At 42.5% G+C, this 11,733-nt stretch carries 11 protein-coding genes; 5 read left to right on the top strand and 6 right to left on the bottom strand.

Translation table 11 applies throughout. The features are described from left to right. Position 1 precedes the first annotated feature (1 nt). The 3 genes from AC3IRT_RS06105 to AC3IRT_RS06095 are packed head-to-tail and all read right to left on the bottom strand — an operon-like array spanning position 2 to position 3,062. Complete coding sequence (locus AC3IRT_RS06105; protein WP_489395523.1) at positions 2-1,066, bottom strand: efflux RND transporter periplasmic adaptor subunit; 1,065 nt, start codon at positions 1,064-1,066, stop codon at positions 2-4. 8 nt (positions 1,067-1,074) lie between these two features. Further along, complete coding sequence (locus AC3IRT_RS06100) at positions 1,075-2,424, bottom strand: TolC family protein (protein WP_489395522.1); 1,350 nt, start codon at positions 2,422-2,424, stop codon at positions 1,075-1,077. A 20-nt stretch (positions 2,425-2,444) separates the two neighbouring features. Next, positions 2,445-3,062, bottom strand: a complete 618-nt coding sequence (locus AC3IRT_RS06095; RefSeq protein ID WP_489395521.1) for a TetR/AcrR family transcriptional regulator — start codon at positions 3,060-3,062, stop codon at positions 2,445-2,447. A 241-nt stretch (positions 3,063-3,303) separates the two neighbouring features. Here AC3IRT_RS06095 and clpB point away from each other — a divergent pair, with 241 nt between their 5' ends. Beyond that, on the top strand, positions 3,304-5,913 hold the full coding sequence (gene clpB / locus AC3IRT_RS06090; protein WP_489395520.1) for an ATP-dependent chaperone ClpB: 2,610 nt from the start codon (positions 3,304-3,306) through the stop codon (positions 5,911-5,913). Positions 5,914-5,999: 86 nt separating this feature from the next. Here clpB and AC3IRT_RS06085 read toward each other — a convergent pair whose 3' ends face one another. After that, a complete protein-coding gene (locus AC3IRT_RS06085; RefSeq protein ID WP_489395519.1) occupies positions 6,000-7,187 on the bottom strand; it encodes a S41 family peptidase in 1,188 nt (395 codons plus the stop codon). Positions 7,188-7,225: 38 nt separating this feature from the next. Beyond that, positions 7,226-7,966, bottom strand: a complete 741-nt coding sequence (locus AC3IRT_RS06080; protein WP_489395518.1) for a porin family protein — start codon at positions 7,964-7,966, stop codon at positions 7,226-7,228. A 496-nt stretch (positions 7,967-8,462) separates the two neighbouring features. On the opposite strand from AC3IRT_RS06080, the gene AC3IRT_RS06075 reads away from it, so the two are divergent. Both AC3IRT_RS06075 and AC3IRT_RS06070 read left to right on the top strand, forming a co-directional pair. After that, a complete protein-coding gene (locus AC3IRT_RS06075) occupies positions 8,463-9,881 on the top strand; it encodes an SDR family oxidoreductase (protein WP_489395517.1) in 1,419 nt (472 codons plus the stop codon). 65 nt (positions 9,882-9,946) lie between these two features. After that, complete coding sequence (locus AC3IRT_RS06070) at positions 9,947-10,375, top strand: EamA family transporter (RefSeq protein WP_489395516.1); 429 nt, start codon at positions 9,947-9,949, stop codon at positions 10,373-10,375. 53 nt (positions 10,376-10,428) lie between these two features. Here AC3IRT_RS06070 and AC3IRT_RS06065 read toward each other — a convergent pair whose 3' ends face one another. Continuing rightward, entirely contained in the window at positions 10,429-10,890 is a 462-nt protein-coding gene (locus AC3IRT_RS06065) for a 3-oxoacyl-ACP synthase (protein WP_489395515.1), read from the bottom strand. A 202-nt stretch (positions 10,891-11,092) separates the two neighbouring features. Here AC3IRT_RS06065 and rpsF point away from each other — a divergent pair, with 202 nt between their 5' ends. Together rpsF and rpsR are read left to right on the top strand one after the other, a co-directional pair. Further along, entirely contained in the window at positions 11,093-11,461 is a 369-nt protein-coding gene (gene rpsF / locus AC3IRT_RS06060) for a 30S ribosomal protein S6 (RefSeq protein WP_489395514.1), read from the top strand. Then, positions 11,461-11,724: a 30S ribosomal protein S18 gene (gene rpsR, locus AC3IRT_RS06055; protein WP_066750513.1), complete on the top strand. Its 264-nt coding sequence runs from the start codon at positions 11,461-11,463 to the stop codon at positions 11,722-11,724. Before rpsF ends, rpsR begins: the two co-directional genes overlap by 1 nt. Positions 11,725-11,733: the final 9 nt, after the last annotated feature.

Here is an 11,733-nt window from a genome sequence, read left to right as displayed (position 1 = left end):
ATTATGGTTTTACGCGTATGAGTGATCCTTCGGTGAGGTAAGGACTTCCGGCCACGATCACATCTTGCACCTGTTCCAATCCTGAAACGATGGTGACGGATTGCTGACCGATCTCGCCTAATTGCACCGCTTGCTTGGTCGCCGTCTTGCCATCACGTGTTACAAATACATAAGCTTTCTTGCCATCAGCATCTACCAAGGCTTCGTAAGGAATTTCCCAACTATTCTGGCGAGCCGCTGTGCTATTTGGCTGCGCGACGGAGATGCGGGATTTACCAAAAACACCAGTCGCTAGTTTGCCATTAAGGGATGATTTTACATCCAGATAGATCGCAAAAGTGCCAGATTTCGGATCCATCGCTTCCAGTTTTTTCGATACGACCGCTTGCAATTTCTGACCGGGAAGGGCATCTGTTTCAATTTCAGCAGCATCTCCATTATGAATTCTAGCCCATTGGCTATCGCTAACGCCCACTTTCAGCATCCAAGAATGTGTGCCAGCGCCGTTGACTTGCAGTACAGGAGTTCCCGGACCGACGACCTGTCCCTGATTGGCCAAGCGAGCTAGCACAAATCCCGAAACGGGCGCGATAATGTGTAATTGTTGTTGATTGTACTGAACAGTTTCTATGTCGCGTTTGGCAAATTCCCACGCAGAACGCGCATTTTGCAATTGCTCTAAGGTGGCTACGCTATCGCGATACAATTTTTGAGCCCGCTGATAATCGCGCTCCGCTTTCTCTAATCCAACATTGGCTTGCCCGACTTTTGCGTCAACTTCTGTAGCCTGCACAGAAGCCAATCGCTGTCCTTTGCGGATCGGATCACCTTCTTTTACATAAATCTGCTGAATAATGCCGCCATTTTTAAAACCCAAAACGGTTTCATCATCTGTGGTAAATACACCTGTCGCTTCGATGGTTTCTCCACCATCAAGCTGTTGCAGCGATAATAATGTGACCGGAATGGTATCTTCTACCGAAATGGCTTCTTCGCGTTGCGCGTGACCGCAAGACGACAGGATGACGATCGTGATAAGAGATAAATTAATATAAGATATTTTCATGATAGGATTTAATCTAATGTATAACTTGCTGTTTCTCGTTCTAATTTGGCCACCGCGATCATCCACTTGTACAAAGCAAGATTTTCGGCCAATTGGGCATTAGTATATTGTGAACGCGCATCAATCGTTTCGATATAAGTATTTACGCCTTCATTGAATCCGCGTTGAATAAGTCGCTGATAAGTGCCAGCAGCTTCCAGCTGCTTCTTCGCATTTTGATAATTCCGAATCGTGCTGGTCACTTCATTATTCGCAACCCGTGCCGACGTTTCCAACTGCTGTTGCACACGCAGGCGCTGCTGCTGCGCTTCGGCGACAGCGACTTGACTTTCCCGAATTTTTAGCCTGTTGCGACCACCTTCAAAGAGGGGCACAGAAAGCTGTGCGCCGATCATCACATATTGCGACTCTCGATTGAAACGCATATGTTCTGCCTGCGATCCCACATCCACAAATGCGTTTAACTTCGGCACGAAGACTTGCTTGTTCATCTTCACCATTGTCTCCTGTACAATGATCTGATTGTTCAACACCTCCAATTCTTCCCTTCCTTCTACCTGCAAACCGCCACCCTGCTGCACCAAATTCTGCGCATCCGCTGGCTGTTGCATGATAGGCTCCTCTGCATCTCTATTTAATAACATATTAAAATAATAGCGTGCATTAGAAACCTGTTGCTCGGCTTCTACCAACTTGGACTCCGCTTGTGCTATTTCAGCATCCGCACGTACTACATAAGCAGGCAGTCCACTACCCGCTTCAAGCAGTTTTTGATTCACGCGCTTACCTTCATGCGCGAGATCCAAGGCATTTTGATAAACCTTTACCCCATCTTCTGCGCTCCAGTAATTGTAATACGCGATTTTTATGTCGCGAACCAGCTCTCTTTGATAGATTTCTACCTCGTGTTCGCGCATCTGCACCGCTTGTTCGTTCATGTGTTTGTTGTGCTTGATATCGGTATTGATGATGGGCATACCGGCACGAATACGCGCATCGTAATAGTTACGTGGCAAAAAGTTGATGCGCTCATTATTGATCATCGGAAATGCTTGTGATTGTGTAAGTTGATTGAGTGTTTGATACACTGGATTCAGCAAATCTCCAACTGGCAATTCGATCATACGCCCACCATTGGCCGTAGAATACATCGCATCAAAACTAACGGTAGGCATATACATACTACGCGCCATATCTAGATTGACGATCGCTTTATCAAGCGATAGGTTTTTCTCCGCGATCGTCAAGTTATTCTTCAAACCGATCGTGATATAGCCATCCAAAACGCTTTGTGCATTAACCGAATGAAAAAATAAGGTAGTGGCTAACACACACGTGATCAGAAATCTTGTTTTCATAGTTAACAGTGTTTATAAAATTATTTTATCCTTTCCAGCATACTGACGTATAACTGAAAAGTACGTTCTAAAAATTCGGCTTCTAGTGCTTCTGAAAACAATAAATTATTCAATTGTTTCAGGTGACCAGACAAAAACAAAGAAGCCATTCCATGCACTGTACTCCACGATTGTAAAGAAAGTGTTTGCGGATCCATTCCTTTAAAAAAACCTTCCTGCTGACACTCCTTAATCGTCTCTATCAACATTTCAAAGACACGATCACCTTCTTCCCAATAGTCTTCCCCACGATGATCATCTAAGAATTGCATCGGTTCTTTCATCATAAAAAGCAATTCGTAATACCCTGGCTCGGTTACCGCAAATGACAAATAAGCTTTTCCAATAGCTTTTAAACGTTCAAAAGCGTGATCCACATGCATCAATACCTCCATCCTAGTACGCAACAGGGAACAACCTTCCAAATGCAAAGCATACACGATATCTCGTTTATCTTTGTAATACAAATAAATGGTAGTTGGACTGATATCTACTTCCTTTGCGATTTTGCGAATGGAGGTCGCTTCAATTCCTTCTTCCACAAATAACTTCTTCGCTGCAACTAATATCTTGCTACGCGAATCCTCTTTATGTTTCATTTTTTTTTCTTGCACACTCATGACGCCGCAAATATACTTAACACTGTTAATAATTTTATTTTTTTTAACAACCTGACGATATCGTGACGATCCACGAAACTGAAATTTAGGCAGTCCCACCTAAATAAACAAGACATTTTGTCGCCTGAAAATAGATGTAACCGACATAATTTCAGTAAGTTAACTCAGCAATAGACTAGGCATATGATTTGATAAAGCATTCATAACAAAACGACACAACATGAATTTTAACAACTATACTATTAAAGCTCAGGAAGCCATTCAGAAAGCCTCTGAGATTGCTGGTGGAAATCAGCAGCAGGCCATTGAGCCAGCACATATACTGAAAGGATTGATAACGGCAGACGAGAATGTAGTCAATCATTTACTCAAAAAACTACAAGTAAATATCAATCATACAACAGCTGAACTCGATCAGTATATTGCCGCATTACCGAAGGTATCTGGTAGCAATATTTACCTTAGCAACGGTAGCAATACGGTGTTGCAAAAAGCCCAAACGTATTTAAAAGAGTTTGGTGACGAATTTATTTCGGTAGAGCATCTATTACTGGCCTTACTAAGCAGCAGCGATAAGGCAGCTACCTTATTGAAAGATCAAGGCGCAACCGAAAAGGATTTGAAATTAGCGATCAAAGAACTTCGGGGCAACAACCGCGTAACGGATCAAAATGCAGAAGCCACATACAATGCCTTGGGTAAGTATGCGCGCAACTTGAATGAATATGCGGAATCGGGTAAACTAGACCCTGTCATTGGTCGAGATGAGGAAATTCGCCGCGTAATGCAAATCCTTTCTCGCCGCACAAAAAACAACCCCATTTTAGTGGGCGAACCGGGCGTTGGTAAGACGGCGATCGCCGAAGGAATTGCGCATCGTATCCTCAAAGGTGATGTACCTGAAAACCTCAAGTCAAAAACAGTCTTTTCGCTAGATATGGGCGCATTGATTGCGGGAGCAAAATACAAGGGCGAATTTGAAGAACGATTGAAAGCAGTCGTCAAAGAGGTATCGGACAGCGATGGTGAAATTATCTTGTTTATAGATGAGATCCACACCTTGGTGGGTGCAGGTGGTGGCGAAGGCGCTATGGATGCCGCCAACATTCTAAAACCTGCGCTAGCGCGCGGTGAATTGCGGGCGATCGGAGCAACGACTTTAAACGAATTTCAAAAGTTCTTCGAGAAAGATAAAGCCTTAGAAAGACGCTTCCAAAAGGTGATGGTCGATGAGCCGGATACGCAGGATGCGATATCCATTCTTCGTGGATTGAAAGAACGCTACGAAACACACCACAAAGTGCGCATTTTGGACGAATCCATTATTGCGGCCGTAGAGCTTTCTCAACGCTATATAACCGATCGTTTCTTACCAGATAAAGCGATTGACTTGATCGATGAGGCAGCTTCTAAATTGCGACTGGAAATGGATTCGGTACCAGAGGTTGTGGATGAATTGAACCGTCGCATCATGCAGTTGGAGATTGAGCGCGAAGCGATCAAACGCGAAAAGGATACGCGTAAGGTGGATGAACTTTCGGAAAGTATCGCCAACTTATCCAACGAACGTGACTCCTTAAAAGCGGCTTGGCAATCCGAAAAAGACTTGGTAGATCGGGTGAATCAGGAGATTCAACACATTGAAGATTACAAACTAGAAGCGGAACAAGCAGAGCGCGCTGGCGACTATGGTAAGGTAGCCGAACTGCGCTATGGCAAAATCAAGGAAGCACAGGACAATACCGAAAAACTAAAGCTGGAATTGACCGAAAAGCAGCAAAACAGCCGCATGCTGAAAGAGGAAGTAACTTCGGAAGATATTGCTGATGTGGTATCAAGGTGGACAGGTATTCCGGTGAATAAAATGGTGCAATCCGAGCGCGAGAAATTGCTCAACTTAGAGGAAGAATTACATAAACGCGTCGCTGGACAAGAAGAGGCCATCGAAGCCATTTCTGATGCGATTCGTCGTTCGAGAGCAGGCTTGAGCGATGCCAAACGTCCGATTGGTTCTTTCATCTTCTTAGGAACTACGGGCGTCGGTAAAACGGAATTGGCCAAATCTTTGGCTGAATTTCTTTTCGACGATGAGCAAGCGTTGGTACGCATCGACATGTCCGAATATCAAGAACGGCATGCGGTATCACGATTAATTGGAGCGCCTCCAGGATATGTAGGTTACGAAGAAGGTGGTCAGTTGACTGAAGCCGTACGTCGTCGCCCGTACTCTGTCGTGTTGTTGGATGAAATTGAGAAAGCGCATCCAGATGTGTTCAACATCTTGTTGCAAGTGCTGGATGATGGGCATCTGACCGATAACAAAGGTCGCGTGGTGAATTTCAAAAACACGATTATCATCATGACTTCTAACACAGGATCACACTTGATTCAGCAGAACTTCTCGACCTTGAACGAGGAAAATAGGGAAAGTGTTGTGGCAAAAACGAAAGACGAGGTATTCGAGCTATTGCAGCAAAGCATTCGCCCAGAGTTTTTGAACCGGATCGATGAGATCATCATGTTTACGCCGCTAGGTCGTGACGAGATTGGAGATATTGTGCGGATGCAGTTCTCTCGGGTACAAAAACAATTGGCCGAGCAAAACATTTTTGTCGAAGCCACGGAGGAAGCTTTGGATTGGTTGGCACAATTGGGTTACGATCCAGTATATGGTGCTCGCCCGCTGAAGCGGGTTATTCAAAAGCGTATTCTCAATGAGCTTTCTAAAGCCATCTTGGCGGATAAGGTCAGAAAAGACTCGATCATCAAGATCGATAGCTTCGACGGACAGTTTGTATTTGTCGAGAAAGAGCCGAAAACGACGGTATAGTTTACATAATAAAACAGGAAAGGATCGAACTTCGTTCGATCCTTTCCTGTTTTATCGTATTTTATATTCTCATCAAAAAGATGAAATTACTGACGATTAATAAGTTGGATAGCCGCTTCTAACTGCGCATCCCGACCTGTCGCCAAGGTGACAAGATCGACAGGCACTGATACATCTGGAGTCAGTCCGACCCCCTCATAAACTCTATCATCTAACGCCTTGATTTGCAACGAGGAAGTATAGACCAAACTCATAAAACTTGTTGAAAATTGACCTGCGTTGTAAAAAAAATTAGCTGTTAAAGGCCCCATCGCTCCCCAAGTACGCTCTCCTACAAAATGACCATTCGGCAGGGCGCTCACAGCCATAGCTGTAATCTCTGACATACTCATAGAATAATTATCAGCAATCACCACAATAGGCGCCGTAATTTCTTTCGCTTCACTGTCAGGATTTACACTTGCTGGAATCCACGGCGTAAAATCCAACCGATTGTTCGTCAGTTTAGATTTTGTATATCCAAAATGAAGCGGGCTGGTAATCATACGACCAAGTAAGAAATCAAGGTCAGCCAGCGACCCACCGCCATTATTACGTACATCTATAATAACACCACGAGGCTGTTCTCCATCCAAAACATTGGCAAAGAAATGATTCAAAGTGGCTGCGTAGGTCGACGAAGTATTGTAGAGATTTGATAGATTGAATAAATTAAAATACAAATAGGCTATGCCTTCTGAAATTGTTCCGCTCACCGCAAAATATTGTGCATTTGGCTCATTAACAATCACCCTAGACAAGCCTGGGTTTAGGTAGCGTACTGGTATTGTATTATAGAAATGATTCGGATTAATTCGACCTCGAAAATCCTCTATGCGCTGTCTGCGTTGAAAGGACGGATTGATACTTGCAGAATCTCTCAAAATTGGCGATCGAAATTGAAGATCGTAATGGCTATCCACTAATCCGTTTGTCATCGTCTTAAAGTAGGTATAGCTTCTTCTGACATCAGCGGTATCATTGATATTCATAGTAGCGAAAATCGGCTGATAACGACGGTACACCTGATCCCAGTCTGTCGTATCGATATCCCAAAAGATATAATTGTTGTTCATACCATTCCAATACACTTCAAATACTTCTTCAAAGTTACCCCCAACATAATCTCCCGGACGCTCGAGCTCCGGCATATCTTTGCGGCAGGCATTCAGCATCAGGAATAAAGCTGGAATAATTAGAACAACAGATCGTGTGTTTAATATATATTTTTTCATTTTTTTCTAAGTATGAGACAAGAATTGATAAATGGAAATTAGCGACCGCCAAAGCCATATAATACGCCCAATTGCACACCAAACGTATTGTTGTAGCGTGGAATTTGATTGATCATATAGTTTTTCTGCAAGTCTGTTAGGCTATATTGGTAACGTGCTTCGGCAAATACTTTATACTGCGGAGATACGCGATATTCCAAACCTACACCAGCTAAAAGACCAAACTCTAATCGCCTATCCCGACGACTATCAAACGATACGCGCTCATTATAACTCGATAAGTTGAATATTTCGCTAAACCTATACAATTGGTCATCATCACCCAAATCTGTATCTGGCGAAAAAGGATCACCACTGGCTCCACGAATCCTGCTGCTGACCCAATAGCCTGCATATCCACCTAGATTCAAGAAACCTCGTAAATCTTCTCCACCAAAAGAGAAGTGCGCCATCAGCGGAGCTTGTATAAAACTATTGGTAATCTCATTTTCCACCCCTTCAAAAAAACCGGTACGTCGCAGCGCATAATTTTTCTTTATATAGGCGAGATCCAACTGAACACCAAACCAGTCATTAACGTGGTACTGCATCGGAATCGCGACTTGGAAACCGTTTAGCGGATAATTACGGGTGAAGGAACGACTTCCATTGTCCGTAGTCAGCGTATTGCGTGTGTAACCAGCAGATAAGCCGATTTCGTAACGTTGTTGCTGTCCATATAATTGGGTAACACCCACCATGAAAAAATAAGCCAACAAAATGAGTCTTCTTTTAGGCATAGTAGTGAATAGATATATTTCTAAATTTAGTGAAAGGAATAAGCTAGTTTTACTATCGATCACGCAAAAACAAATTTGGTTATCGAAAGGAAAATTAATAGTTGACACAATAATAGTAATATTTATCAATTATTTAGTAACTTGTTGTTAAAAACAATAGCAGATAAAGATTTCCATGTAACTAGCAAGAATAGAAATTGACGCACTAAAACACCTTAAAAGTGAACGCTCTGATACAAATAATTAATTACTTTTTTTACTCGATTTTTTCACGCAGCTTGGAACAGTTTTACCACCTTTCTTTTTAGTGCCTTCCTGTTTATAATCTGACCAGCATGGGTCTTTTTGATCTTTCTTTTTCATGGCTTTGTTTTACATCTAGAAACAGCTATTTGCAACAATTTGTTTAGCAAACAATCCTGCTACTCAGCGGTTCATAAGAGTATGATCGCGTCGAAACAAATCATTTTCATGTAAATCATCATCTTTCTACCGTATGAAAATATTACTGACCGGTGCCACTGGATATATTGGCAAGCGTATTTTACCCGCATTATTGCAGGCCGGGCACGAAGTGATATGCCTGGTAAGAGATGCTTGCCGAATGCCACTGCAATCATACCAAGATGAAAAGCTATCTATTATAGAAGCAGACTTAACCGATCCCGCTACGCTGGATCAAATCCCAACAGATATTGACGTTGCCTATTATCTCGTGCACTCCATGGGCAGCGATGGCGACAATTTTAGCGATACGGAACGTAAATCCGCAGAAAATTTTGCCGACGCAATCCAAAAGACGGACGCACAACAAATTATTTACCTCGGCGGCATCGTGAATAGCCACGAACTCAGTGCACATCTAGCCAGTCGAAAATTGGTAGAAGATGTATTACGCGCTGGAACTGTACCCGTAACTGCACTACGAGCGGGAATTATTATAGGTTCTGGAAGTGCGTCTTTCGAAATAATACGCGATTTAGTAGAAAAACTTCCTGTGATGGTGGCGCCAAAGTGGCTGAATAGCAAATGTCAACCGATTGCCATACGGAATGTGATCGAATTACTCATTGGCGTATTGCTGAAAGAAGAATTGTACGACAAACATATCGATATTTATGGGCCCGATCTGCTCACTTATCAGCAAATGCTAGAACACTTTGCGGAGGTACGAAGTCTGAAACGTCGTATATTCATCGTACCTGTTCTGACGCCAAAGCTGTCATCCTATTGGTTGTATTTGATCACGTCCACATCTTATAGTCTCGCGCGTCACTTGGTAGACAGCATGCGTATCGATGTAATTCCTACAGAAAATGAGTGGGCAGAGCGCTTGGGTATTCAACTTATCCCGTATCGCGATGCCATAAGCTTTGCTTTTGGAAAAATCGAACAAAATCTGGTCTCTTCGACTTGGAAAGACGCCGGAAGTAGACGTGCTTCGCAAAGATTGTCCAGCTATATGGAAGTTCCTACCTTTGGCGTATTAACAGATCGACAGACCATCGCTGTAAAAGATACGACTAAAACGTTGAATAGAATATTTGCTATTGGCGGACGTACAGGTTGGTATTATGCCGATTGGCTGTGGCAGTTTAGGGGATTTTTAGATCGATTGTTTGGTGGAGTTGGTTTACGTCGTGGACGACGAAATGCACTGGAAACCTCACCGGGTGAAGTGTTGGATTTTTGGCGTGTGCTATTTTCTAGCAAAAGTGAAAAACGATTGTTATTGTATGCGGAAATGCGCATCCCAGGAGAAGCGTGGTTAGAATTTCGCATTAATGAAAAAGATGAATTGGAACAGATCGCCACCTTCCGTCCACTTGGAGTTGCTGGAAGACTCTATTGGTATGGCATGCTTCCATTCCATTATTTTTTGTTTAGAGGAATGATCAAGAATATTGCACAATAATAGCGAGTCCTGTTGTAAAAATAACATTTTAGATTCGCATCTGTTTAAGAGACAAACAATACATTATGTGGTTTTTATGGGCAATGCTGGCCTCGATATCAGCAGCTTTGGTGATCGTATTGACAAAGGCAGGCTTGAAGAATGTAGATTCTAGTGTAGCATTTGCCATACAATCCGTTCTTATTTTTACCATCACTTGGTCTGTCGTATGCTATCAAGGCAACGTTGCTACGCTAAAAGAAATTGATAAGCAAGCGTGGATCTTTTTACTCTGCGCAGGTGTTTTCACCACGTTGTCTACCCTATTCTCTTACAAAGCTTTGTCTATGGGACCAGCATCCTATGTCGTAACGATAGAGCGCACCTCTTTGGTGATAGCGATTGTCTTGTCCGTTATTTTCCTCAAAGAAAAAATAACTTGGCAACTCGTTGTCGGCGCTGGTATTATGGTGGCGGGCGCCGTGCTTATCGCTTTATCCGATCCCGCTGAATAAACAAATAACCAAACCATAATATATCTAGGAATATACCTACCATCTTTCCAGTTTTATAGAATTCCCAGAATAACCTGTGATTTTTGCTGAAAGCTAAACTCTTCACCAACTGCTTTACCCAACAGCAATTGTCCAATAGGTGATTGCAGCGATACCACAAAAACCGTTTGCGCTGCACACGTTACCTTTCCGATACCAATCGAAAGAAAATAAAAGCCCATTTCTGTTTTCACCAAGCTGCCTAGTCGCACGCGATTTTCTGTTGCCGGAGGCAATGACGGAATGGACTGTAGGATTTGTAGATCTTTTTGCGCTTCGTTAAGCTGTCTTTGTAATCGATCGAGATCCTGTTGGATCATTTCACGTGACGTCTCATACTTATCTCCAGCACTACTTTTTGTATCACTCACCAAGGCATCTTGAGAAAGATCCAAAGAAGTTTGTATCTGCTTGATTTTTTCGTTGATCAAAATAGTACATTGCTCTAGAAGAGCGTGCTGAAAAGTTGGAGTCATGAATGCTGTGTGGTAAAGCCCCAAAGATAACGTATCTTCGACAACTCTTTATTATCTATCAGCTCGCGTTCGATAATTAATCGAGCAGTAAAATCTCACTAAAAAAGCTGCGCATAATATATTCCATTGTTTAAAATATATTTTCTACCTTTGCACTTCCGTGTATACGGAGACGATTTAATTAACATAACATATCAAACAAATGCAACAGTACGAATCTGTCATCATTCTTACCCCGTTGCTTTCAGAAGATGTAGCGAAAGAAGTCATCGCTAAATTCAAAAACATTCTTTCTGAGGGCGGAGCCGAAATTGTCGCTGAAGACAATTGGGGTTTGAGAAAATTAGCGTATCCAATCCAGAAAAAAACAACTGGATTTTATCACTTAACTGAATTCAAGGCTCCGAGTGAATTAATTCAAAAACTAGAACTTGAGTACAAACGTGATGAGCGCGTGATGCGTTTCCTTACTATCTCATTGGATAAGCATGCACTTGCTTACAACGAGAAGAAACGTAGCGGAGCATTCAACAAGAAAACGGAAACCAAAACTGAGGAGGTAGCAAACTAATGGCAAACGAAAACATCCAATACGTAACTGCCCCTAAAGTAGAGGACAACCGTAAAAAATACTGTCGTTTCAAAAAGAACGGTATCAAGTATATCGACTATAAAGATGGCAACTTCCTATTGAAGTTTGTAAACGATCAAGGTAAAATCTTACCTCGCCGTCTTACTGGAACATCATTGAAATTTCAACGTAAAGTAGCTCAAGCCGTTAAACGTGCGCGTATTATCGGACTATTGCCTTACGTAACTGATTCACTTAAATAGAGAAGGATA

This window comes from Sphingobacterium sp. KH_072, from assembly GCF_057837975.1.
Note: the sequence above shows the minus strand (reverse complement) of the source record. Positions and strands in the feature narration are given on the sequence as shown.